Here is a 25,854-nt window from a genome sequence, read left to right as displayed (position 1 = left end):
CATGAGCAGTGCGAGGGCACTGCTAATATAGGGCGAGTTTGAAAGGGAGTTTCATGGCATCACACCGCAAACCGTCCATGCAGACTTATGATCCGCGCAAGGTCAAGGAGCATATCGTCGAGACGCCGCTCAATGAGGAAATGAGCAAATCGTTCCTCGAGTACGCGTATTCGGTGATTTATGCGCGCGCTTTGCCGGATGCACGCGATGGTATGAAGCCGGTGCAGCGCCGTATCGTCTACCAAATGGGTCAGATGAACCTGAACCCGGACCGCCCGTATATGAAGTCCGCTCGCGTAGTGGGCGAAGTGATGGGTAAGCTGCACCCGCACGGCGATTCCGCTATCTACGAGGCTATGGTGCGCTTGGCTCAACCGTTTGCGATGCGCCTGCCGCTGGTGGATGGTCATGGCAACTTTGGTTCTCTTGATGACGGCCCGGCAGCTTCCCGTTATACCGAGGCCCGTCTTGCTCCGGCCGCGCTCGGCATGAACGCTGATATCGATGAGGATACGGTTGATTTCACGCCGAATTATGACAATAAGCTCAAGGAGCCGACCGTACTGCCGGCCGCTATTCCGAATCTGCTGGTTAACGGCGGTTCGGGCATTGCTGTGGGCATGGCCACGAATCTCGCCACGCATAATCTGGGCGAGGTGGTGAACGCGGCCAAGTTCCTGATGGCGCATCCGGAGGCCACGCTTGAACAGCTGATGCGTTATGTGCCGGGCCCGGATTGGCCTACCGGCGGCACAATTCTGGGCCGTGACGGCATTCGTGAGGCCTATGAGACCGGTCGTGGCACGCTGACCACGCGAGCCACCACGCATGTGGAACATGTGACCGCCCGCAAGCAGGCGATTGTGGTGACCGAACTGCCGTATATGGTGGGCCCGGAAAAAGTGATTGAACGTATTTCCGATGGCGTGAAGAACCGCAAGCTGGAAGGTATTTCCGGCGCGTTCGATCTGTCCGATCGCCATAACGGCACGCGCTTGGTGATTGAGATCAAGACCGGTTTCGACCCGCATGCCGTGTTGGTGCAACTGTTCAAACACACGCCGTTGCAGGATAACTTCGCCATGAACAATGTGGCGTTGGTGAACGGCCGTCCGCACACGATGGGCTTGAAGGAAATGCTGCAGGTGTGGATCGACCACCGCCGTGTGGTAATCCGTCGCCGCAGTGAATACCGCAAGAAGAAGGCTCAGGAGCGCCTGCATCTGGTCGAGGGCCTGCTCTTGGCCATGCTGGACATCGATGAGGTGATTCAGGTAATCCGCACGTCGGATGATGCGGATGCAGCCAAGACTCGTTTGATGGCCGTATTCGATTTGGATGATGTGCAGGCCCAGTACATTCTGGATTTGCGTTTGCGCCGTCTGACCAAGATGAATCGCATTGAGCTTGAAGCCGAACGCGATGATCTGAAGAAAAGCATTGAGGAGCTCACCCGCATTCTCGCTTCCGCCGAAGCGTTGGACCAAGTGGTGACCGATGAAATGGATCAGGCCGTGGCCAAGTGGGGTTCCCCTCGCCGCACGGTGCTGCTGGATGTGAATCCGGATGGTACGCTGACCCCGGTTGCTGCGCATGGTTCCGGCACATCCGAGCTGGCCCAGTCCGCTCTTGAGGCCGCCAAGTCCGCTGCTACGATTTCCTCCGCCGCAGCCGATGTGGCCGCAGCCACCAAGGCGGCGAAGAAGAGCGGTGAGGAGAACGCGCTGGCCGGCGCATTGAAGATTGACGATGAGCCCTGTGTGGTGATGATGAGCGCCACTGGTCTGATTGCCCGCACTACGCCGAGCGCGTTGGATGTGTATCATGCGCGCTCCACATCTGATAAGCGCCAGCCGAACGATCAGATCACCACGATTTTCCCGACTTCCACGCAAGCGACGTTTGCGCTGATCACCTCGGCAGGCCGTCTGGTATTGGCTCATGTGGTCGATTTGCCGGCACTGCCCGCTTCGGAAACGTTGACGTTAACCGGTGGCGTTCAGGCTGATGAGCTGATTGGCATGACCGAGTCCACTGATCCGATTCCGGGTGAGCATGTGGTAACCGCCATCGCTATGGAGCAGCCGAAGAGCGGCGATAATGGCGATGGTGATTCCACGGAACCTGCTTCACTCCCCTCGCTGGCTCTGGGCACGCGCAATGGTGTGGTCAAGCGTTGGAACCGCGAAGCACCCACCACAATGGATTCCTGGCCGGTCATCGACCTGAAGGAAGGCGATGAGGTGGTGTTCGCCGCCACCGCCGAGGACGACGACCGTCTGGTGTTTATTTCTTCTGATTCTTCGCTTCTGACATTCGAAGCGAAGAATGTGCGCCCGCAAGGCCGTACCGCCGGCGGTATGGCCGGTATCAAGCTGACTGCCGGTGCGCGTGTGATGGCGTTCAACGTGGTACCTGCCGGCAAGGTGGCATGGACGTATGAGGAAGGCGAGAACGGTTTGAGCTCGGCTTCCGGCGCCGTGGTACTCACCGTGGCCGGCGACGAGGATGCCTTGCCTGGTACCGAAAACGGTGCTGCCAAGGTGACGCCGCTCGAGATGTACCCGACCAAGGGTCGCGCCACGGGCGGCGTGCGCTCGCAGCGCTTCCTCAAGGGCCAGAACACGCTGATTCTGGCATGGGTGGGCCTCTACCCGCTTAACGCGGCCACCTCGTCCGGAACCGCGGTGGAGCTGCCAAAGCCGGATATGCGCCGCGATGGCTCCGGTGTGGATCTTGCCGCCCCCATCGCCTTCATCGGCTAACCGTCTTCCTGAGTAGTTCTTGGCTCCCCTCCCCGAGGGGAGCTGTCAGCATAGCTGACTGAGGGGGAACTCTCGCACTAAGCCCATATCCCCCAACACGCCAACCTCTTTCCATCATGGAAAGTGGTACTATTTTCCACAGCGGAAAGAGGTTTGGCTACTCCAGCCAACCATAATCCGCGTGAAGGGGGTCATCATGGCGAGAATACAGCCAATGCAACAGGCGCAGCCGATGCCTGAACATAATCCTGCCCACAATCAACAGCAGGCACTTGATGCATTCGATACCTTGCAGGCACTCGACGCCGATCGCGCGAAAATCGCATCCGGCTATGCGGCCCGCCGCACGTCCAACATTGTTTGGATCGCCATCGTATTCGGTCTGCTCACATTCACGTACTGGCTAATCCCTCAGGCATGGTTCAACCGATTCAACCTGCCGTGGAATCCCATATGGCTTGTGGCCGCTCTGCTGGTGATAAGTCTGCTGCTTCTCACTGCGGCCATCATGCTCAATAGCCGCCGCCAAGGCATCGCCCCGCAATGGCAGGCACCGAAGCCTGCGATGCGGAGCCGCCGCTATAAGGTTGCGATCGTCGTGCATTTCCTTGTCAATTTCATTCCACCGTGTTTGGCGCTTGCCGTAGGATTCGCCACCACCGCATGGTGGTCAGCCGTGGCGGTCACATTGGTTGGCGCGGTTATCAATGGCGCTATGCAAGCGTGGGAATGTGATGAAATCGTCCGCGCATTACAGCAACGCACCGCTCCAAATCCATCTGCCCTTGACTCTTTAGCGGAGGCGCATCATGGCATCGGATAATCCGCAACCAGTGTTTAACGAGATCATCCACGCGCCGATTCGACTGCGTATCTGCGGCCTGCTCGACACCTATGGCACGATGCGATTCGATGTGCTGCGCGACACGCTCGAAATCAGTGATGCAACCTGTTCCAAACACCTCAAAACACTGGCCGAGCACGATTATATTCAGCTCGATAAGAAGGCCGGAGAGGGCAGCAAAGCTTACAAGGTCACTTGGGTGAAACTCACCCAAGAAGGCAAGCAAGCGTTCCAATCCCACGTAGCCGCCCTGCGCCAAATCGTCACCGGCCAGTAATTCCCGATCTTTTTCTCAGTTTCCCTTCTGCCTCCCTCTGATAGGACATCGGCGTTAAGCAAACAGTCCAGTGGACTGTTTGTAGTCGATGTAACGAGCGACGGCGAGCCCATGAGCACGCAGTTCCGGAGGGAGAGAAGCTAAGTATTCAGCGCAAGCCATACCCAAAATCACTACTATGCGCATGGCTTGGCGCAAGCTTACCCAAAATTACCCAAATGCGGTTCATCATACCGATTCGAGGCATCTATGCAAGCCATCTTCTACAAGGATTTCCAGCAGCTCCGCCATAACACCGCGATGTTGGTCATCGTCATCATCGCCATTGCTATGCCAATGCTGTGCATCATCATGATTCCCCTGATCGGCATGAGTGGCGGCACGGCAGCTGTCATGTATCAGTTTGCCGTTGGCGCATTAGGTATTTGCCTAGCACCTACGCTTTCCATAGATGCTATTCGCGGCGACCTTGCCAATGGCACCATCATTACGGTGCGAGCCTGCGGCCGCCCACTGCGCCAATATGTCATCGCACAACTGCTGTGGGCGCTTATCCCAATCACCGTAGCAAGCATAATACTCACCATATTCGCCTCTGCCGTTGCTCCGACGCTGCACTCGGCAATGCTTACTCCGCAAAGTATCGCAACAGCATGCACGCCCACGCTGATGGCATTCGCACTCTATCTCTGGTCCATTTGCATCAAAGGAAAGGCTCTACTCATGACCAGCTCCACCCTCGCTCCTAGCAACAGCACCACCAACGCCAATCAGCCACCGGCCATCCGAGTCACGGATATGACGTTCGGCTACAAGAGCCGCAAACCGGTGCTGGAGCATATCAATCTCGTCGTGCCGGTCGGTCAATCACTCGGCATTCTGGGATATAACGGCGTGGGTAAAACCACCTTGTTCGGCATCATCACCGGTCTGCTGCGCCCGCAGCATGGGTCTGCTGCAATTAACAGCAACATATTCCATTCGATGCGCGAAGTGTTTCAGTTAAGCGATTCCGGCAACCTCTCCCCTACGATGACCATCCGCGAAAATCTCAAGTTCCGTTCGATGCTTTACGCCACACGTGAGAACCCGTGCCCCATCGACATGCAACATCTTGATGAACTCCCGATGGTGCAGGCGTTCGAATTGGGCGAGCACCTCGACAAGAAGGTCAAAGATCTTTCCAGCGGCCTGAGGAAACGCGCAGGCATCGTGGCAGGCATGCTGTTCGACCCGAAGCTGATTCTGCTGGATGAGCCCACCAATGCCGTGGACCCGATCACCCGACAGCTACTAGTCGATTTGATGAAGCAGCTCAAAGCGAACGGCCGCACGATATTAACTATTACGCATGATTTGGAATACTGCTGGGAGGTCACCGACCGCGTCATCATTCTCGATAACAAGCATCTTGTCAAAGATTGCACTATCACTGATTTCCCAAGCATCGACACGTTCAAACAAGCCGCCACGCTCGGGCATGAACACAGCAACGTGAACTTTGGCATCAGCACCGACTGAGGGGAAGTTCACGGAAATGAATGAGTCACTGTAGGCAAAATTTATACAGACATCACAAAAAGGACACCTCTTATGAAAGCAATGCTCTGGAAAGATTGGACCCTGCTACGCAAGAACCCGTTATATCTGGTACTCGGCATCGGCCTTTGGCTGTTCATTCCGGTGACGCTCGCCGTACTCTCCGCAAGTGACCCCAAAAATCCCGCCACTATAGACGGACTATCCGCGGCTCAAACGTTAGCGCCGTGGTTCGGATTTCTGGGCAGTGAAGTGGCATTATGCACGCTGATGGCCAACCCCAATGAAATGGACCTGTCGGCTGCAGTGGAAAGCGACGGCACTGTGGAAACGTGGCGCGCATCCGGCCGCTCGATGCTGCAGTATTGCATCGCCAAGAGCCTGCTACCCATACTTATCGCCGAAGTCATGTCGCTGAGCATTTTCGGTTATCTGGCTTGGGGCGGACTGGTCCACTGGAATAACAATGCAGTCCTTGAAATCATGTGCATTGTCCTTACACCAGCCGTGATCGCTTTCGCAGGAGAGCAAATACTGCTCGCCTCGCACGCAGCATCGGTCGGCTCATTCTCGATAGTCTCGCTGATTTCGTCTGCGCCGATGCTGGTATTCATGATTGCGATGCTGATGATGTCCGCGGTTTGGGCGCTGATTGCACTGGTTGCATTCGGCATCCTTGCCGCTGTGCTCAGCATTGTCTCCGCACATCATCGCTACCCCATGACGTTGCGGCCCATTCTCTAAACGCATTTCGACATCGCACCATGCCTCGGCCTACACTGGGCGGCAAGGGAGGTGCCTTATGAAGTTACTGGTCGCCGCATCGAATGAGCCGCTCGCCCGCGCCATTCGCGGCACATTGCTGGGCGCACAACATGAGGTTGACCAGAGCGGCACCCGAGAAGCAACGTTGGATGCGATTATTGCAGCACAGCAGGGGCAGGTTGTAGCAGAGGCTGAAGTTGGCACCGAAACGCTGGCCAACGATCAGACTCAGACTGCGCAAACTAGCGCTCCGGCTCAAAACACTGTCCCAGCGCAGTTCCAAGCCGCAAACGATGCCGATGCAGCGCCCGTAATCCCTTATGATGCGATTGTGCTTGACGAGGATCTGGTCGAACCGCCGCACAATGATTTTGTTGCTCAGCTGCGCAGCACCGATTCTTCCTTGAAGATTCTGCTGCTCGCCACCACACCATTGAGCCACACAACCGGCGAAGGCAATCGTTGGCGAGCGCTGCCGCATGAGTACGCGCCAATCGAATCAAACCAATCAACGGAACCGGCCGCATCATCTGGATCCAATCAGCCCGGCGAATCCGACAGCAGTACCGAGCAACCGAACAACAACCAGCCGGATGCCGTGCTGCGCAAACCGTTCTCCGACACCGAACTGCTCTCGTATGTGAATGCGCTCGCAGCCGACTCCCCTGCAATGATTATTCGCGGCAATCTCACGTTGGACACCACCCATCACAGGGCGTACTACGCGTCCACGCACAGTCCGATCACACTCTCCCGCCTGGAATACAGTCTGCTGGAGGCGTTGGTCAAGGCCGATGGCAAGTTCGTGAACACCAAGGAACTTGTAGGGCTTGTGGGCGGACCTTATTTCGAACAGCAGGGCCTGTTGCGCAATGCTTTGTACACGTTGGATAAGAAGCTCACGCGCGCGGGCCTTATTATGACTCAACGCGGCTCCAACTATCGCATTCGGTAGCGTTTGCAAACGACTGTCCGCAATCGAAAAAATAAGCTGCTTACGAACAAGTTATTCGTAAGCAGCTTATTTCATGAGGAAAACAGACTACTGCTTCACAGCTCGGGCACGACTTCGATCTTGAGGCCTTGCATGCTGAGTGCGTATTCCATTGCTTCGTTGATTTGGTCGAGCGGGAACACGTTGGTCACCAGATCCATGACGGGTAGGCCGCGGTCCTTGGCTTCCTTGAGGAATTCTTGTGCTTCCAGCCAGTCGCCGGCTTGGTAAGTCCAGGAGCCGGTGAGCTTGATTTCCTTTTGACATACGTCCAGATGCGGGTTGTAGGTGGCGTCGCCGGTGTTGGTGAAGAAGCCGACCTCGCAGTAGGAGCCGCCGCGACGAATGTACTTGAACAGGGCTGCGGCTGCTGCGGGTGAACCGGTGCATTGGAAGCCCATTTCCGCGCCGAGACCTTCGGTGACTGCACGCACGGCGTCGGCTGCGGCGTCCACGGAATCATAGTCGGAGAAGTTCACGGTGGCGGTGGCACCGAGCTTCTCGGCCATCTCGAGACGGGCTTCCTTGGCATCCACGGCCACGATATTGCGAATGCCGTAGGTCTTGAGCAGTGCGACCAGCAGCAAGCCAATCGGGCCGCAGCCTTGCACCAGCACGTGGGAGCCGTGCTTAAAATCGTAGATCTTCTTGGCTTCCTCCACAGCGTGCACAATCACGGCGGCCGGTTCAATCAGGATGCGCAAGTCACGGTCGGGCATGTCGTTCACGTTGAAAATCACCGCGCCCGGATTGCACTTCATATAGTCGGAGTACCAGCCGTTGAAGAAGTGGTCTTCGCCGGGCATGAGTCCGTGGATTTCGCCGTTTTCGCATAGATGAATCATGTCGGCACGGCGCTTGCAGATGGCGCAGTGGCCGCATGGGCGCAAACCGGTGACGATCTTGTCGCCTACCTTGAGTGGTTTGCCGGAGTAATCCGTGGTGACGTTCTTACCGAGTTTCACGACTTCGCCGGTGGCTTCGTGGCCGAGCACAATGGGAGCGTATCCGAACGGGTCAGCACGGTATTCGGATTGGTCGGTGCCGCAGATGCCGCAGCCTTCAACGCGGACGAGCACCTCGTCATCGTTGATTTGCGGCAGTGGGAGCGTGCGCACGTCTATGTGCTTGGGCTCCGTCAATACAGCAACACGGCCTTCTGCGGGGATGGTTGGTTCGGACATTGTCATAACTCCTTTGTGATGAGGGAATGCCTTCACTTGGTTACATTAGTCCGCTCACCCCGCAGAACACCGCATCAACACCTCGTCTTCTTCTGCCCCCCTCGCCAGGGGAGCTGTCGGTAAAGCCGACTGAGGGGTAGTTCTGCAACTGCGTAAATTACTACATCTCCTCCGGAATGCGCTTATCACGCCAGTAGTATTCCTGATCATGCGCGTTGATTTCGCGCATCACACGGCAAGGTGTGCCGACCGCCACCGAGTTGGCGGGAATGTCTTTGGTGACTACGCTGCACGCGCCGATGACGGAATTATCCCCAATAGTGACTCCCGGCAGCACGGTGACATTCGCTCCAATCCACACGTTACGACCGATATGAATCGGCTCCGAGAACTGTGCCAGCTTTTCGCGCAAGTCAGGGCGAATCGGGTGACCGGTGGTCACAAGCGTCACGTTCGGGCCGATCATCGTATGGTCGCCGATGAAAATCTCACCATCATCCACAAGCGTCAGATTGAAGTTCGCGTACACGAAACTGCCTAAGTGGGTTGAGCATCCCCAGTTGGCGCGAAGCGGTGGCTCAATCCACGTGTTCTCCCCCATTTCGGCGAAATACTCGTGTAGCAGCTTGTCGCGTTCCGGCGAAGTAGCCGGCAATTCATTGGTTTTGCTGAGTATATCCCTTTGCTCTTGCTGCGCGGCATCCATTAGCTCGCCATCCCAGAAATACACTTCGCCCGAATGCAGTACATCCAAGACCTTCTGCGGCACGCTCATACGGCGACCCTCCTGCTCCATTGCGATTGCCAAGTTCTCCGAACCCTCTACGGCCCGAATTTCTTTTCATAATAGCCGAGCTTCACACACGTATGTCATCAAATCACTCCAGACATTCGAACAAATGTCCATATGAGTATAGAACATATGTTCTAGATTGTTGAAGCGAATAGTTGCCTGAAAGTTGAGGTGGGCAGTATGACTTGGAGACTAATCACGCACGCGTGCGGGCATCAAGAACGCATCAACGTGGACGGCCCATATGTCATTGTGGAGCAACGCGTGCGCAAGGCTGAGCAGTCCCTGTGTGCGGCATGCATCGGCAATGCCAGCCGGCAGGATAACAGGATGGATGGTTTCTGCACATTATGGGGCAGCAAAGCGCAATGCGATCGCGCCGAGCCGATTCGCCGGCGAACGCTCAACCAAGTGGATGTTCTCGCCACCCATGCCCGCATCGAGGACCGAGACGCCTTTGCCGAACTACGCAAACAGGTGCTCCGCCGCGATGACGCAGCCTGGTGGATCGAACACAAAACCGACGCCGTCAACATCCTCGCGCAGGACATTGAACTGTAGGGACGCTAAGAAAACTGGACAACATCAGCCTCCTGCGCTCAGTGTCATCGATATCACGCATGACACTGCCGCCGACTACGTGGGCCTGACCAGCCTCGGCGTGAGCATCCTGCTCGGCATCATCGGCGTCGCACAAGCCGTCTACACCTTGGTGAACCAAGCGTTCGGCGGCAGCTCAGCAAAGACAGTGAAGCTAAATAAAAATCAAGGAGTTAAGCCCGTCTCGTGTTGTGCGCGAGACGGGCTTAACTTGTGCGAGAGCCCCCGAAAGGCTATTCGGCGCCCATTCCAAATCCCTTGTTCACCGGTTCGGCGGGTTGTGGCTTTCTTCGGCGGGTTGGCGAAATTGGACCGATGCCGGTGTTTTTCGGAAAATGGGCCGGTGTTGTTAGTTCCATCCTCCGACGAGTTCGAGGCAACAGCGGCCCGTTACCAAGTGTCCTCGGTAGGTGCCGACCACTTGGCTTGCTCCTTCGTATTTGCGCCCTGAGGGGTTCGGCGAAGCGATTTCCTGTTCGTCCATGATGGATGTGACGGTGAGTTTCGCTTCCCATTCAGGGATGGAGATGGTCCATCCGGTTGGGTATTTCATGCCGGTCACAGGACTTTCCCACACGTTGAAGGAGTCGCCGACCATCGGATCCACGCCGGCGGAAGATTGGGTGCCGTCCTCATGCAGGACGCTGGCCCAGCAATGTTCGCTGCCCGTGGCCAGGTCAGTTACACCCCATAGGCTGATCACGTCGGGATCGTTATCGAAGCAGAGGTTCATCCACAGCCATTTGCAGTTGTAGCCGTCCTTGAGGCTTCTGCCTTTGGGCATGCCGGCGAACTGACGGTCCATCCATGCCATTCCCTCCACCTCGTGGCGCTGGCCGTCGAGAGTGATGACGCCTTTGGCAGCCATGTGCGGGAACGAGTATTGGTAGTTGGCCACTCCGGCAATCTGGAAGTAGCCGGTACCGAGACTGTAGAGTGGATATCCGGTGCCGTGCAGGTCGAGGTAGATGGATCCGTCCGGCATGGCCGATGCGATGCGCATGTTGTCGAGGTCGCCTTCGATGACGTCCTTGTCGGTGTGGATGTGCAGTCCCTGGCCTGCGACCTGTCCTTGCCCGACCCTGTAAAAGCGGTCTTCGTGACGGTAGATGCGTCCGGTCTCATCGGTGATGGACAGCACGCTGTTGATCATGCGCACCGGCAGATATTTGGAGAACTGCAGGACGCTGACATGGTACATGAAGTCAAGGGTGTAGCCACCCGTCTCGAAATGACCGACCCAGAACCATGAGTTGCCGGCTTTGTCGGTGCGTATGAATGTGTCTTGGATGGGATCCACCAGTGGTTCGGTGCCGTGGTGGAAGGTACGGATGTTGTGGGTCAGCGAGTTGTTCGCGGTGTTCATCATGTCTCATTTCGTTTTGGTTCCGTGTCTGTTGATACGTTGTCGTTTCGGTCACTGTCCGACGAGAGTCCGTTTCGTCGCGCCTCGGTTCATTCGAGTCGCCAGAAGCGCTGTGACGAGGGCGGCCGCGAGGATGACCGCGATGGCGGCGAATGCCAGCGTCGAGCCGAGTATGGATTGCGCGTGTCCGGTGGCGGTGGGCGCGAGGGTGGCGGACAGTGCGGAGATGGATACGATGAGGGCTGTGCCCATCGAGGAGGCGATCTGTCCGACGGTGTTGGTCACGCTTTGCGCGTGCCCGATGTTTTCGTTGTCGAGTGCGTTGATGCCCCAGGTGTTCACCGGGATCATGGCGAACATGAGTCCCGCGTCGAGCACGGTATAGGCGCATGCCGTGAGGATGACCGAGGCGTCCGCGCCGAGCAGAGCCATGAACACGCCGCCGATGGTCATGACCGTCAGGCCGGGCAGGGCGACCTTGCGGATGCCGTATTTGTCGAACATGCGGCCTGAGACGATACCGCAGCATGCGCCGATGAGGGCGCCGGGAAGCATGGCGAGCCCGCTAGCGGTGGCGGATGCGCCGAGCACGGTCTGGATGAACATCGGCACCATGACGTTGCAACCCATGAGGTCCGCCTGCATGCATGCCACGATGATCACCGAATGCGCGTAGGTGCGGTTGGCGAGGATTCCGATGCGCAGCATCGGTTCCTTCGCCTTGAGCTGTCGGCGCACGAACACGGCCACGAGCAGCACGCCGACGACGATCAGCGAGACGGTGAGCATCATGTTGCCGGTGGACGTGAACGTGGACAGCCCGTACAACAGGCATGCCAGACCGGCCGAGGAGAGCAGCACGGAGACAAGGTCGAACGCACCCGGTTGGAAGCCGTCGAAGTTACGCAGGTAGACGGCGGCCAACGCGATGACGATCAGCGAGACGGCCGCCATGATGACGAACAGCGTGCGCCAGCCGAACGAGTCGATGATCACGCCGGAGATGGACGGGCCGAGCGCCGGGGCGAAACCGACGACGAGTCCTGTGACGCCCATTGCCGCACCGCGGCTTTCCTTGGGGAACACGAGCAGGATCACCGCGGTGACCATCGGCATGATCGCGCCGGTGCACAGGGACTGCAGCACCCGGCCGACCATGAGCAAGGGGAAGGTCGACGCGAATGCGGCGACGAGACTGCCGGCCGCGAACAATGAGATGCATCCAATGAACAGTCTGCGGGTGGAGAAGCGCCCCATGAGGAACGCTGCGAGCGGGATGACCATCGCCTCGACCAGAGAATAGCCGCTGGACAGCCACTGAACGGTGGTGGAATCCACCCCGAGATCCTTCATGATGGACGGCAGCGCCGGCGTTACCACCGACATGTTGAGCACGGCCAGCAATGTGCCCATGAGCAGCACGATGACCATGATCCATTGTTTTCTGTTGATGCCAAGTTTCACAATAACACTCCGATAAACAATAGTTATTGATTATTCAACGAGCATCAATTATTATCGAAACGCAACGGATGACAACCACCGATATGCGACATTTCTCGCTTATTCGACGATTCGCCTGAATCGTCGAACAACACGCGGCTTATGGACGGAGCAGGAATGACGCTACCGGCAGAACGAAAGGAGCATGGTGACCGATCTGCGCATCGTCAAAACCCGCAAGGCAATCCGCGAGGCGTTTCTGCGCCTACGGGCATCAGGAGTTCCGGTCTCGAAAGTCAAGGTCAAGGACATCTGCGACCTTGCGCTCGTCAACCCGAGTACGTTCTACAAGCATTACCTCGACGTATACGACCTCAACGACAAGCTTGAGGACGAGACCATCGACGCGATGCTGGAGCATTACCCCGACAAGGACAAGATCCTGTCCGATCCAACCGCATTCCTCAATGGCTGGAGACCGGCCATCGACAGCCAGATCGACGATCTGCGCGTCCTGTTCGCAGGCCGCCCCGAAGCCATGTTCCGCAAAATCGAATCGATGCTCGTCGAACGTTACTCCGCCCGAGCAGCGAACGAGCGCGAGCGCATCGCCGCCGTCTTCTCCATCGCCGGGGCCCTCCACTCGCTTGGCCTGCTCAAGCTGGAAGGCGGACAAAGCGACGACGAGATCATCGCGGCGGTCGTCGAAAACCTCAACGCCATCGCCGCTCGGATCCCCGACGGACGATAACGAACACCCCCTATACGAATCAACGGCATCATCACACGGATACTCTCAATCATCTAGTCAATCATCACGGAACAGATAACAGAACATCATCCCATCCCATCGTCGGCATCGTGATCCGTTCGGCATGTGGCACCATCGGATTGTGGGCCGGCACGCTCGTCATCGGTTGCTCGATCGCGGTGGACAACGTTCTGGTGCCGGCCATAGTCAAACGCGATTACCCCGGTCACACATCACTTGCCACCGGCATATACTCCGCATGAATGACTGGCATGGCCGCGTTCGCCTCGGCCGCGACATTGCCCCTGTCCGCATAACCCGCACCGGGCGCGGTTTCCATTCCACCGTTGCAGCGGGACAATCCCGCAGGAAAGACAAGGCGAATCCCGGACAGCCCATCACCATGTGGACGATACGAATCCGCAACACCGATTCAAATCTTGATGAGCTCGACAGTGGCGCGGCCCGTAACCGGTTGCCCCTGGAAGGTGCCGGTCACAGCGGCGGCACCTTCGTACTTGCTGAGTTTCTTCATCGACGAGGTGATTTCCTGATGCTCGATCACCGGTTCGATGTGCAGTTTTGCATCGAAATCGGGAAATTCAAGGTCCCACCGCGTGGCATAGGTCTGTCCGGATTCCGAAGTCCAGTGACGTGTCTCGCAGGCACCGAATGGCTTGACGGCGGTGGAATGCGTCAGGGAGCCGTCCGGATTGAGTACGGTCATGAACCGCGGAGTGTCGGTGTCACCGACGCTGTCGAGCACACTGATGACGCTGCCATCGTCCAGATAGATGGCCATCCACGACCATTCGGTGGTGATCTTGAAATTCTGCTTCTGCCATTGGCGGTCGAACCACGAAACCGCGTTGTCGCCGTCCAGCGCATACCGATGTCCGCGTACGGTCAGGGTGCCGGTGGTCTTCATATACGGAATGGAGTATTGGTGGATGACCATGCCGAACAGGTCGAAGACTGAGGCACCGCGCGTGAAGACCGGGTAGTGGACGGCACTGGCTTCGGTGTCGACTTCGAATTCGTCCTCCTTGAGCCGGATGCGCATGCGATTCCAATCGCCGCTCATTTCGGCATTCGGCAGTTCGATGCGGAAATGATCGGTGTCGGCGGTCACCTCCTTATCGGCGTAAATATGGTCGCCGGCAACGTAGTAGCCGTCGGTTTCATCGAGCAGCGAGTAGGCGATCTGCCATTTCTTCGCCATTGACGGAACCGGAATCGGCATTTGCATGGCCATGATGTGGAACAGATAGTCGACGGCATGCCCTTCCGCCTCGACACGGCCGATGACGAACCACGAATCGACGGTGTAATCGGGTTTGCGGGGAAGATCACCGCTCAGATCGACTTGCGGCGCGACACCGAGCCGCGGTTCGAGAGCGTTGGACGTCATGAGATTCGGATTGATATTGGGGTACAGGTTCATGGCTGGCTCCTTGGTGATGACGGCATTCCGTCCGTTATTTACGGTACAGTTGTATCATTAAGGCCACTTACGATACAAACGTATCGAAAGAAGCGAAACGAAAGAGACTGGAATGTACCGAATCAAGGAAGACAGACGGGTGCAGGAGTCGGCCAGACTGATCGGCGAGGCTCTGCTCAAACTCGCCGATCACAAGGAATTCGCCAAAATCACCATCACCGACATCCAACGCGAATCCTATGTGGGGAGGGCCACGTTCTACCGTCTGTTCGACACCACCGACGATGTGCTCGCATACCTGTGCGACCGGACGATGGATCGCATCCTTATCCGGCAACACGACCTGAACAACACGGACACGCGAAGCGTCTGCCAATTCTTCATCGAACAATGGATCGACGAATCACGACTGCTACAACTCGTCGCCGACAGCGGGCACATGGACATCCTCTATCGTTCGTTCCGAACGCTCGTCAAGGAAGGCGGACACGACTTCTTCCCGAACGCAAAGGTCACCGCCGAGCAGGAGGAGTACATCATCGCCATCGCCGCATCCGCTCTGGTCGGAGGGCTGGACGCATGGATACGGCACGGGCGCAAGGAAAGCGCCGCGGAAGTACTCGCCATCGTCGTCTCGACCGTCGAAGCAATCCACACCATGCTCGGCAATTGACCACAGGCCCGTTATACGAACGCCCCGGCAACTTGTCTGCAAACGAAGCGCTCTGTCCGGCGGCATCCAGAAACCGGCGGCCAGCATGATGCCGACGAACAAGCATGCGCATTCTTCCTCATCATCGCGAGGGAAAACGAAAATACCCCCTACCGCACGTTGACGCCGCGCAGTGCATGCACGTCCGTATCGCCGGAACCATAGTCCTTGACCAGATATTGTCTCGATGGCGGCCTACGTTGTCTGCCGCCCCATCGTTCTCTCACACGGAAATCAGATGCCGTTCCCTATCTTCGGCGCACGACATCCCCGCCGGATTCGACCATATCGCGATGATGGGCCGAATGAACGCCTCGTCGCCGGCTCCAGTGCTCCTCAGTCATTATGTCGCATTCGACTGGGGAGCACTGGAACCGATACAGACACAACCGGGACACAGCGACCGCGGAAAACAACAAAATCAGCAGCAATCAGCGAAATCTCACGAAAGTCGTCAAAACGGCATCATTGCAACGAAAACGTAACTGACGAAGCTCGCGGAAACCAGCGAATCAACCCTTCAAAATAACAAGGGGCTACTCAGTCATCCAAACAGCCAAACCAAATCATTAATAAATTGACGTAATGGCTTTCACAATGTTGCATCTTGATGCGGTTCTCCCAAGTCAACGTTTGAAAGGAACATCACTATTTACCAATTTCACTGCATAATGGAGAACGTGATGACGACAAACCAACAACAAGCAGCGCAATTAAGCATTCCTCTCACCGATGAACAATATGCGCTATTCGTACACGCCGCCTCACTGACCGATTTGACACTCTCTCAATGGGCCGCACAACATCTTATTGATGCAGCGCGCTACGAAATCAACAATGAGACAACCTTGCAATTGGACTCCGCATCATTCGACATTTACATGGCAGCACTGAAAGATCCCACATCCGCTGCAGTCAACGAACTGATGGCAAGAAATCCACAATGGGATTGACCTTCTTTTCCTTCCAATTCCATGTGTTTGATGAGCATTTCTTAGTCTATCCCGGTGCACATCATTGCTAGACTTATGCCGTTCAAATTGAGAGAGGAGAAATATCATCGTGCTTACCGCATCCTGTGTTTTCGCCGTATTGGCAGGCCTGTTGCATGTGCTGATTTTCGTTTTGGAATCATTCCGATGGACTGAAACGAACACCATGAAAACCTTCTCCATTATCTCGACCGAAGAAGCCGAAGCAACCAAGGAGATGGCCTATAATCAAGGTTTTTACAACTTGTTCCTCGGCATTATGGCTGCCGCTGGTGCAATAATCACCTTGCTCGGGCAGCAGGCTCAACAGACCGTTGGCATCACACTGATGGTAGCCGGCACAGCATCAATGGTGCTCGCCGCACTGGTACTGTTCACCGGCAGCCCGGACAAGCGCGCAGCCGCCGTCAAGCAGTTCACTCTGCCAGCGCTTTCCTTGGTCTTCCTCATCATCTCTGCACTTCTGTAATCGCAGCAACAGGCAACATCACCGACATGAACCGGGATTAGCATCGGGCGCAATATCCTAACATCATCCAGACAACGGAGGAATCGCACCATGAAGATGCTCACCGTAGGGCCAAAAGACATCTATCAGTTCGCCACGGTCAAGGAATTCGCTGAAGCGTTCGAGCTTGGCCCGAGCGACCTGGTGGTCAGCATCGGCATGATTCATGACGCATTCTTGAAGCCGTATCTCAATGACGCGAACGTGCTGTTGGTGGACAAGTACGGCAATCAGGAGCCGACCGACGTGATGATCGACGCCATCATCCAGGATGCCGCCCAGTTCAATTACAACCGTATCGTAGCCATCGGCGGCGGCGCGGTGATGGACATGTCGAAGATCGTGGCCGTGGCCGGTGGTGCCAGCATCGATGACGTGATCGACCATTTGCCGGATTTCAAGCGCAAGGTCGGGCTCGTACTCGTGCCTACCACTTGCGGCACCGGCAGCGAGGTCACCGAAATCGCGGCCATCAACCGTACGCGTCTCGGCTGTAAGGCGGGTATTGCAGGCCCGGAGATGTTCGCCGATCATGCCGTGCTCATCCCCGAGCTGCTCTATGGCCTGCCGGACCATGTGTTCATGACCAGCTCTTTGGATGCGCTCGTGCATTCGGTCGAGTCCACGCTCTCCCCCAACTCCACGCCGTACACGCGCCTGTTCGGCTATGAGGCCATGAAGATGATCGTCAATGGCTATAAGGCGATTGTCGCGGCGGGTCCGGCCGGCAGCAGTGAGCGCCGCGCCAAGCGCAACGAATTGATGAACGATTTCCTCATCGCCTCCGATTACGCGGGCATCAGCTTCGACACCGGTGGCTGCGCCGCCGTTCACGCGCTGAGCTATCAGCTGGGTGGCAAGTATCATGTGCCGCACGGCGAATCGAACTACGCGATGTTCACCGGTGTGCTGCGCAATTACATGGAGATTAAGCCGGATGGCGAAATCGCCAAGCTGAACGCTGTACTCGCCGATTTGCTCGGCTGTGATGTGGCCAATGTGTACGACGAGCTGGAAACACTGATCAACCAGTTGCTGCCGAAGAAGGCGCTGCATGAGTACGGTGTGACTCGTGAGGATCTGCCGGAATTCACGGAGCGTGTGATGACCACGCAAGCACGACTGATGCGTAACAATTTCGTACCGCTCGATGCCGCCCGTGTGCGCAAGATTTTCGAAGAGTTGTACTGAGCTGCAAATAACAAGCCGTTCCAAATACTAGAGGTCTGCCCTCCGAGCTCTGCCGGAAGACAGACCTGCTTCTTTTTCGATCGTCGCAGATTTTGGAATACTGCTAATACAGTCGCATGCCTTGAGGCACGGGAACGAAGCCGGCCTGGTGGAGCGTGCGCGCGAACGGATGACGAGCGTTCAGCGGCTCGCCGTTTACATCGCTGAAAGTCACTGTTGCCGGCCCGCTACTGGCACCGTATCCTGTGCCAGTACTTGCACGTTGCAGTGCATAGGCCAGTTCTGCGGAGGCTTTGCGCATCATGCTATTGGCGGGAATAGCGTCCGCGGTATCGATAGTGGCATCTCGCTCATCATTGTTTTCAGTGAATTGAGGCTGTGATGGAAATGCCGTCAGATGCTTGGATTTCACCGTGGCGTATAACAGTGGGCCTTGTGCACTTAACACCACGAGTGAACCGGCTCGCCGTGTTGGCTTTGTGGCACTGGCATTCACCTGGGGCCAGTCGATTGCCGTGCCACTGAGGTTCGCCGGATCCAATACGCTTAACGCCACTACGGTTTGCTCGCGGCTTTCCAACAGATGGCGCAACGCATCCACGGTCTCCCGCTCGGCGAATTGAGCTGCACCAAAACCACGCACGAACATGCCGCGCACCAGCTTCCCATGTTCCTCCATGCGCTTCAGCACCGGATACAGTGCTGAGAATCCACCCGGAAGCTTTTCCTGATCCACCAGCGGCTGCGCAATAATGCCGTATCGGTCGAGCAATGCTTCCACTGTGGCGAGCGCACGCTCGGCTTGCATGGATTGTGCGGTTTCAGGCACTTGGGCAGCGGCATCATCATGTATCCCCGTAGCCGTTAACGACCACAGCCCGGACAATGTCATATCGGTAGTCGCGCGGCGAATCGGCGCAACCCGGCCCAGCCTGCGCGAGACCGTCGCTTTACGTCGGCCGATTTGTCCCGCCGATATCAGTGCGCGCACAGGCGTGAAGCTTGAATTGGTGATATTGCCTTGCCAGACCAGACTCCATAACGCATCCTTGAACTGTTGTTCGCTCCACTCCTGAGGAATGATTTCGCCGGTTTCCGGGTTGATATCCGGCTCGGCAGTCTCGTTCCAGATGCGCTTGGCGGCGTCCATCAGCTGACGTGCGTGGAAAGCCCCACCTGTCGAAAGCGCTGCAAGAATGGCTTGCGGCATCGTGGCTGACCTGTCATCAGCGATGCCGCTCTGCATGGAATCCGCAGTGTTCGATTCATCAGGCAAGAGCACAGAAGCCGCTGGATGGAAGGTGATTTCTCCGGCTTCCGCAGCGCCTGTTGCACCGGCTTTGGAGCCCACCCACACTACCTCCCCAGAGGTGAGCAGTTCATCCAATAACGCCGGCTGATAGTCACGCACGCGGGCAGGGAATATGGAGGATTCCCATAACGCGGCGGGCAAAGCCAAACCTTCCAACTGCTCGATAACTCGCATCAAACCGTCCACGCCCTCATATCGTTCACCGCCAACAGGTCCTACACCTTGGCGATCAAGCAGGAACATCTGATAGGCAGCCGGCTCCACCGGTTTGATTGCCTTGCGCGCTTTAATCAGTGAACGCTGGCGAATGCGCCGGAATACATCCTTGTGCAGCCATTGTTCAGGATTCCGGATGTTATTTTGGGCATCAGAAACCGAATCAGCTGCAGAATTAGTATCAACGAAATGACCTTTGAGTAGTTCTCCGGAACCGGCCAATCTGTCCAATTCATGTACTGCATCATCTGCACTCATGCCCAGTTCATCGATGATTTGCTCGGTGGTGAAAGGACCATGAGTTTTCGCATACCGGGCTACTCTACCGACGATATCATCCGAGGCAAGCTCGTTCCAGAAAGTGCGCTCCCCTAGTTCCTGCTCCACGGTACGAATGACTTCAGGATCCAAAACTTGAGCCATATTCGTACTGCCCAGTAGGCGTTCGAGCACTTGCGGATCGAGAGACAACAGTTGTGCATTGCGCTCGGCTTGAGGCTGGTCATACTGGTACATCACCGCACCCACAAAGCCGAAGAGAATGTTTTCCGCAAACGGCGAAGGCGTTTCGGTTTCTACATCCTTGATGATGATATTGCCGGACTCCAAGCCAGCCATCACTGTATGCAGAGCCGGCATGTCATAGACGTCCTGTAGGCATTCGCGCGCGGTTTCCAACAGCAATGGGAAGTTCTTTGCGGTTCTGGCCGATTGCAGCAGCTGCGCGGCGCGGAGTCGCTGCTGCCAAAGTGGAACACGCCGGCCTGGGTCGGAGCGCGGCATGAACAGGGAGCGCGCTGCGCATTCACGGAATCGTGCGGCGAATAGTACCGATTCACCGACTTGCCGTTCCACATCCGTCTGCAGGTCCTCAGGGTCGAACAGGAACAGGTCGGCTACCGGAATATGGCCTTCGCCGTCCGGCAGTTGAATCACGATGCCATCGTCCGCAGCATAGGCCTGACCATCAAAACCGTATCGAGTGGCGAGTCTGCGGCTGATGGCCATCGCCCACGGTTCGTGCACGCGGCGACCAAATGGGCTCAGTAAGACGATGCGCCAACCACCATCCTCGTCGCGCGTACGTTCCACTACCAAGGTTCTGTCATCGGGCACGACACCGGTGGAGGCTTGCTGTTCGGCAAGCAGATTCGCAAGGTTGGTGATGGCGTTGGCGTCAAGGCCGTCATGTTGAAGGCGATGCGTGATGGCTGGGGTGAAGTGTGGATGGAATCTCCCCTCAGTCGCCATACGGTGACAGCTCTCCCGAGGGGAGTCAGAGGAGGACGGGGCGTCTGCGACTTGCTTGGAGCCGGAAGGTAGCTCTAATCCAGCGGCGGTCTCACGGAGGAATCGACCGATTGTGCGGCTGGAGCCGTAGTCACGCCCAGCACCCTCTCCATGCCAGAATGGCAATCGTGCAGTGCGACCAGGTGCCGGCGTCACCACCACGCGGTCACGAGTGATTTCCTGAATCTGCCAGGACGACGTACCAAGCGTAATCACATCGCCTACGCGCGATTCATACACCATTTCCTCGTCCAGCTCACCCACACGACGCTGCCCTTTGCCGGCGTCGGCTTCAGGAAGAACCACAGTGTAGAGGCCGCGGTCAGGGATTGTGCCACCTGAGGTCACGGCGATCTTTTGCGCACCCGGACGCGCAGAAATCACACCTTCTTCCCTATCCCACATAAGCCGCGGTTTGAACGCGGAGAATTCCTCAGTGTTGTATGCGCCGGCCATCATGCCTATCACCGCGTCGAACATGTCGCGTGGCAGTTCGGCAAATGGCGCACTATGGCATACTGTGGCATACCACTCATCCGCCTTGAGATTATGTATGGACGCTTCAGCCACCGTTTGCTGAGCAAGTACGTCGAGCGGATTACGAGGTACGGCAAGCGGCTCAATATCTCCTGCCATCATTGATTCCAAGCTCGCCGCCGAAGTGATAATCTGCTGCCGAGTCAACGGATAAAACAACGCATGGGAAACTCCCCCAACCTGATGATCGGCACGGCCCACTCGCTGCAAGCCCGAGGAAACGGATAGCGGCGTATCCACCTGAATCACCAGATCCACAGAACCCATATCAATGCCGAGTTCCAAGCTGGAGGTCGCCACCACGCAACGCAATTCGCCACGCTTTAATCGTTCTTCAATCATCTTGCGGCGGTCTTTGGAAACGGAACCATGATGGGCCATAGCAATCACATCGTCGCCTTCATGCGAGCCGACCAGCATGGTGGTGGAACCTACTACAGCGTCATAATGCTTGGCGAAGCCTTCACGCCCTTCAGGAGAATCAGGACCTACGGCCCATGAATCATCATTCACAGCATCGTGCTGTGCCGGTGCACCGTTTCGCTGTTCGGCATACATGTCGTTCAATCGGGCGGTGAGCTTTTCGGCAACGCCACGCGAATTCACAAATACCAGCGTGGTGTGGTGCGTCATGATCTCATCCAAGATGCTGCGCTCCACCACTGGCCATATCGAACCGGATGTGCGGTCGCCACGAGCGATAGCAATGACAGAGGAATCAGATTCGACGATGCCCTTGCGTTCAGCCAGCCGCTGCATCGCTGGAGTGACTCCGCTGATATGCGGCATTTTCTCCGCATCCATTCCGCCAGCACGATGCTTGGTGTTCACGGATTGCAGGTCTCGCATATTCTCCAATGGCTCAACCATTTTCAAATCCATAGCCGGTCTGCCACCAGGATTGATGATAGTTACCGGCCGGCCGCCGCCCAGAAATCGGGCGGCTTCTTCAGGCGGGTTCACCGTGGCAGAGAGTCCAATGCGCTGAATATGCCATTCATTGCGCACCTCACTCGTATCCTTGGCCTTAGCGGAATCATGCGCCTTATCCGCAGCCTCACGTTTACGACTTTCCGCAACTAGGTTTTCCAATCGTTCAAGGCTTAATGCCAAATGCGCGCCGCGCTTGGTACCGGCTATGGCATGAATCTCATCCACAATCACCGTTTCCACCGTGGAGAGAATGCGCCCCGCTTTCGAGGTCAGCAACAGATAGAGGGATTCCGGAGTCGTAACCAAAATATTCGGTGGATGAGAAGCAATGCGCCGACGTTCTTGCGCGGTTGTATCTCCGGAACGATTAGCGATGGTGATTGTGGGCGCGGCCAGTCCCTGCGCCTCGCATTGTGCAGCTATACCCTCGAGTGGCCGTTCAAGATTTTTAGCCACATCGACCGCGAGCGCCTTCAACGGCGAAATGTACAGCACTCGCACACCAGCACGCTTCGACTGCGTGCGTTCGCTCTTATCATGTGCCATAAGTCGGTCGATGGCAGCCAGGAATGCCGCTAGCGTTTTACCGGAGCCTGTGGGTGCAATGACGAGCACATTTTTACCGGATTTGATGGCCGGCCAAGTCTGATTCTGTGCCTCCGTGGGCTGCCCAAATGCATGCTTGAACCATATTTGGGTAGGTTCGGCAAATAGATTCAGACTTTCGCACATATGTTCGAGCCTAGTCCGCGGTATCAACAATGGAGACAATGCCTATCCAACAGGGCAAAACCTTGGCTCAATAGCAAATGTGCCCCGCTAGCGAGCAGCCAGCGGGGCACATTGTCGGTTCACACGCGAATTTATCGCGTTAAGCCAATAACAACAGCAATGAAATCAGCTGAAGTATTCAATAACTTCTTCAGCTGTGCCATATGCGCTTTGCGCGCCAAGCTTGGTGGCAGCATATGCGGAGACATAGGAGCCGATCTGCGCGGATTGCAGCAAGGTGAACTTTGCGGCCAAACCGGCGAGCACGGTACCCATGAAGGAGTCACCGCATCCAGTGGTATCCACCGCATCGACTTGCGCCGCGGAAACGCGATGCCAACGGCCATCCTCAATTACGATGGATCCAGATGCACCCAGCGTTACGATGGCGCGATCAAAACCATAGTCGGTGAAGCGTGACACCACTTCATACCAGTCGTAATCATCAGTGCTTTCGGTATCCGGCAAGCCCAACAGCTGGGCTACTTCATGCTGGTTGACCAGCAGAATATCCGTGGCCTCTACCAGTTCGTGTGGGAGCTCATCCATGAATGGCGAGTCGTTGAGCAACACGGTTACCCCGGCATCATGAGCGGTCTGAGCCGCTGCAATCACCGTGGAAATCGGGCTTTCCAGGCACAAACCCAGCACCGCGCATTGCGCGATAGTATCGCGGTGAGACTGTACATACCCTGCGCTGGCCTTGGAGTTGGATCCAGGCGAATAGACGATGGTGTTCTCGCCTTCGGCGCTGACGGTAATCAACGTGGTGCCGCTCGGGCCTTCCACATGCAAGATGTCAGCGGTATCCACGCCTGCCTCGTCAAGCTTGCTCAGCAGGAAGTCCGCATTCGCGTCTTCTCCAACAGCGCCCAACAATTGTACGTTGGCACCGAGCCGAGCCGCGGCGGATGCCTGATTAGCTCCCTTACCGCCCGGCAACACTTTCATGGCCCCGCCGTTTACGGTTTCACCCGGCTTGGGCAGCCGTTTTGTGCTCACGGTGTAGTCGGCATTCATGGAGCCAACTACAATCACAGAACCCTGTGCCTTACCCAGTGCTTCCAGTCGATCACGCACCGGTTCAGGCATCTGCTCATGTTCTTCACTTTTCTCCATGTTTGCACAGCATAGTAGGCCCACGGCCCAAAGGTCGAATCAGAGGATACCTGCCGATAACAAAATGACTACATTCCGGTGAACTATGCCCGCGCAATGCACACCGTGCAACAGCCGAAATCAAGCTCCAATTGCAAACACCATCAGTCCGTCATTATCCACGAATTTTGCGCAGACGCTCATGCATCACCGTCATCAGCACCAAGAACAGCAACAGGTACCACGGGTAAAGCGAGATGCTGATGTATTGAGCAATGACACCGAACACCGGAGGCATAAGCAGCGAACCCATATACGCACAGGCCATCTGTACGCCAACGATGGCCTGCGAGTTTTCTTCACCGAAGTACGTAGGCGTTGAATGAATGACGCACGGATAAATCGGAGCGCAGCCAAGCCCCACTACCACGAGGCCGACCACAATGCCCAGATGATGCGGCAGCGGCACGAACATAACAAGAATGCCGGCCAGAACCAGAGCCTGTCCCAGCCGAATCATCGCGGGGTCAGAGAGTTTCATGGTGATGAATCCAGACAATCCTCGTCCTACGGTGATGCCCACATAGAACAGGCTGGCCCAGCTTGCCGCGGTAATCTTATCCACGCCGCCATGCAGCACCATGTAGCTGGACGCCCACAAGCCGGCCGTGGTTTCGATGGCGCAATAGCAGAAGAACATGATGAGGATTTCTTTGGCTCCACGAATGGCCAGCACTCCGGCCACCCCCAAGGGCTTCCGAGTCTCTCCTTCAGATGCAGCGGAGCTGGCGTCAGCTTGCTCTTCCGCGGCGGTGCGCTTGCGTGACTTCCACAACGGCAAACTGAGCACCAGAACCACGGTAAGCGCCACCTGCAAAATGGCAATATACCGGTATCCCCAAGGCCAGCCCTGACCGCGGGATAGCGCAAAGCCCATAATGTACGGGCCGATGGATGCGCCGACTCCCCACATGCAATGCAGCCAGCTCATGTGTCGGCTTTCATAGTGCACGGCTACGTAGTTGTTCAGCGCGGCATCCACACCGCCCGCGCCGAGGCCATAGGGTACGGCAATCAACAGCAGCACCCAGTAATTCGGCGCGATGGAGAAGCCTGCCAGAGCCGCCGCGGTAAGCGCTACGGATACTGCGGTGACGCGTCCTGCCCCGAATTTCAGAGTCATACGGTCCGAAAGTAATGCAGACACGATGGTGAACATGGAAATCACCGCCGAGATGCCGCCCGCCCATGAGACTGGTACTGCAAGATCCTGGCTCATTGTTGGCCAAGCGGCACCAAGCAATGCATCAGGAAGACCAAGACTGATAAATGCTATGTAGATCACCGCAAGCAGCAGACTTGCCATAAGTGCAACCTCTCAACCCATCAAAAAAACAACACTGTTCGTGACAACGATGTCATCTAGCTTACCGAACGGTAAGTAATCAACACGCCGACAGAGAGCCCACTTCTGCAGCACAGCAGGAAAGCATCATCAAAGCATACCGAATATCGACATGAATTCGTCG

General features: G+C 56.6%; 21 protein-coding genes. 12 read left to right on the top strand and 9 right to left on the bottom strand.

Annotation, left to right across the window (positions count from 1 at the left end; genetic code table 11):
- The first annotated feature begins 53 nt into the window (after nt 1-53).
- The 6 genes from BISA_RS03070 to BISA_RS11870 all read left to right on the top strand — a co-directional run bounded on the left by BISA_RS03070 (nt 54) and on the right by BISA_RS11870 (nt 7,145).
- Complete coding sequence (locus BISA_RS03070) at nt 54-2,765, top strand: DNA gyrase/topoisomerase IV subunit A (protein WP_033890128.1); 2,712 nt, start codon at nt 54-56, stop codon at nt 2,763-2,765.
- A gap of 196 nt (nt 2,766-2,961) precedes the next feature.
- A complete protein-coding gene (locus BISA_RS03065) occupies nt 2,962-3,588 on the top strand; it encodes a hypothetical protein (RefSeq protein ID WP_152597218.1) in 627 nt (208 codons plus the stop codon).
- On the top strand, nt 3,575-3,886 hold the full coding sequence (locus BISA_RS03060; protein ID WP_033890126.1) for a transcriptional regulator: 312 nt from the start codon (nt 3,575-3,577) through the stop codon (nt 3,884-3,886). Before BISA_RS03065 ends, BISA_RS03060 begins: the two co-directional genes overlap by 14 nt.
- Before the next feature lie 249 nt (nt 3,887-4,135).
- Nucleotides 4,136-5,407 carry an ABC transporter ATP-binding protein gene (locus tag BISA_RS13305; protein WP_237746076.1) on the top strand — a complete coding sequence of 424 codons (1,272 nt, stop codon included), beginning with the start codon at nt 4,136-4,138 and terminating at the stop codon, nt 5,405-5,407.
- 72 nt (nt 5,408-5,479) lie between these two features.
- Entirely contained in the window at nt 5,480-6,169 is a 690-nt protein-coding gene (locus BISA_RS03050; protein WP_033890125.1) for a hypothetical protein, read from the top strand.
- 58 nt (nt 6,170-6,227) lie between these two features.
- On the top strand, nt 6,228-7,145 hold the full coding sequence (locus BISA_RS11870; RefSeq protein WP_034535004.1) for a response regulator transcription factor: 918 nt from the start codon (nt 6,228-6,230) through the stop codon (nt 7,143-7,145).
- Between the two features lie 95 nt (nt 7,146-7,240).
- On the opposite strand, the gene BISA_RS03040 is transcribed toward BISA_RS11870, so the two are convergent.
- Together BISA_RS03040 and BISA_RS03035 are read right to left on the bottom strand one after the other, a co-directional pair.
- Entirely contained in the window at nt 7,241-8,368 is a 1,128-nt protein-coding gene (locus BISA_RS03040) for a zinc-dependent alcohol dehydrogenase (RefSeq protein WP_033890124.1), read from the bottom strand.
- A gap of 160 nt (nt 8,369-8,528) precedes the next feature.
- Nucleotides 8,529-9,164, bottom strand: a complete 636-nt coding sequence (locus BISA_RS03035) for a sugar O-acetyltransferase (protein WP_420308622.1) — start codon at nt 9,162-9,164, stop codon at nt 8,529-8,531.
- 177 nt (nt 9,165-9,341) lie between these two features.
- Between BISA_RS03035 and BISA_RS03030 the strand changes: the two genes are divergently transcribed.
- Nucleotides 9,342-9,722, top strand: coding sequence for a hypothetical protein (locus BISA_RS03030; protein ID WP_033890122.1), 381 nt, complete (start codon nt 9,342-9,344; stop codon nt 9,720-9,722).
- A 388-nt stretch (nt 9,723-10,110) separates the two neighbouring features.
- Here BISA_RS03030 and BISA_RS03025 read toward each other — a convergent pair whose 3' ends face one another.
- Together BISA_RS03025 and BISA_RS03020 are read right to left on the bottom strand one after the other, a co-directional pair.
- Nucleotides 10,111-11,130, bottom strand: a complete 1,020-nt coding sequence (locus BISA_RS03025; protein ID WP_081889984.1) for a lipocalin-like domain-containing protein — start codon at nt 11,128-11,130, stop codon at nt 10,111-10,113.
- A gap of 48 nt (nt 11,131-11,178) precedes the next feature.
- Nucleotides 11,179-12,591: a DHA2 family efflux MFS transporter permease subunit gene (locus tag BISA_RS03020; RefSeq protein WP_152597217.1), complete on the bottom strand. Its 1,413-nt coding sequence runs from the start codon at nt 12,589-12,591 to the stop codon at nt 11,179-11,181.
- 184 nt (nt 12,592-12,775) lie between these two features.
- On the opposite strand from BISA_RS03020, the gene BISA_RS12195 reads away from it, so the two are divergent.
- Nucleotides 12,776-13,321, top strand: coding sequence for a TetR/AcrR family transcriptional regulator (locus BISA_RS12195; protein ID WP_051917309.1), 546 nt, complete (start codon nt 12,776-12,778; stop codon nt 13,319-13,321).
- A gap of 64 nt (nt 13,322-13,385) precedes the next feature.
- Here BISA_RS12195 and BISA_RS12775 read toward each other — a convergent pair whose 3' ends face one another.
- The gene (locus BISA_RS12775; protein ID WP_156099584.1) at nt 13,386-13,526 is read right to left on the bottom strand and encodes a hypothetical protein; all 141 of its coding nucleotides are present in this window, start codon (nt 13,524-13,526) and stop codon (nt 13,386-13,388) included.
- A gap of 228 nt (nt 13,527-13,754) precedes the next feature.
- Complete coding sequence (locus tag BISA_RS03010) at nt 13,755-14,765, bottom strand: lipocalin family protein (RefSeq protein ID WP_033890120.1); 1,011 nt, start codon at nt 14,763-14,765, stop codon at nt 13,755-13,757.
- 112 nt (nt 14,766-14,877) lie between these two features.
- Here BISA_RS03010 and BISA_RS12190 point away from each other — a divergent pair, with 112 nt between their 5' ends.
- The 4 genes from BISA_RS12190 (at nt 14,878) to BISA_RS02990 (ending at nt 18,168) form a co-directional block, all read left to right on the top strand.
- Entirely contained in the window at nt 14,878-15,438 is a 561-nt protein-coding gene (locus BISA_RS12190; RefSeq protein WP_051917308.1) for a TetR-like C-terminal domain-containing protein, read from the top strand.
- Nucleotides 15,439-16,160: 722 nt separating this feature from the next.
- Complete coding sequence (locus BISA_RS03000) at nt 16,161-16,430, top strand: type II toxin -antitoxin system TacA 1-like antitoxin (RefSeq protein WP_161786505.1); 270 nt, start codon at nt 16,161-16,163, stop codon at nt 16,428-16,430.
- A gap of 109 nt (nt 16,431-16,539) precedes the next feature.
- On the top strand, nt 16,540-16,938 hold the full coding sequence (locus tag BISA_RS02995) for a DUF1304 domain-containing protein (protein WP_033890118.1): 399 nt from the start codon (nt 16,540-16,542) through the stop codon (nt 16,936-16,938).
- A gap of 90 nt (nt 16,939-17,028) precedes the next feature.
- A complete protein-coding gene (locus BISA_RS02990) occupies nt 17,029-18,168 on the top strand; it encodes a 4-hydroxybutyrate dehydrogenase (protein WP_033890117.1) in 1,140 nt (379 codons plus the stop codon).
- A gap of 103 nt (nt 18,169-18,271) precedes the next feature.
- Here the strand turns inward: BISA_RS02990 and BISA_RS02985 are convergent, their stop codons facing one another.
- The 3 genes from BISA_RS02985 to BISA_RS02975 all read right to left on the bottom strand — a co-directional run bounded on the left by BISA_RS02985 (nt 18,272) and on the right by BISA_RS02975 (nt 25,691).
- Complete coding sequence (locus tag BISA_RS02985) at nt 18,272-23,188, bottom strand: DEAD/DEAH box helicase (RefSeq protein ID WP_033890116.1); 4,917 nt, start codon at nt 23,186-23,188, stop codon at nt 18,272-18,274.
- A gap of 165 nt (nt 23,189-23,353) precedes the next feature.
- A complete protein-coding gene (locus BISA_RS02980; protein ID WP_033890115.1) occupies nt 23,354-24,319 on the bottom strand; it encodes a ribokinase in 966 nt (321 codons plus the stop codon).
- Nucleotides 24,320-24,500: 181 nt separating this feature from the next.
- Nucleotides 24,501-25,691 (bottom strand): MFS transporter, encoded by a 1,191-nt coding sequence (locus tag BISA_RS02975; protein WP_033890114.1) that lies wholly within the window; start codon nt 25,689-25,691, stop codon nt 24,501-24,503.
- Between the last annotated feature and the right edge of the window lie 163 nt (nt 25,692-25,854).

It is taken from the genome of Bifidobacterium saguini DSM 23967, from assembly GCF_000741715.1.
Lineage (GTDB): Bacteria > Actinomycetota > Actinomycetes > Actinomycetales > Bifidobacteriaceae > Bifidobacterium > Bifidobacterium saguini.
This window is presented reverse-complemented; position numbering and strand designations above follow the sequence as displayed.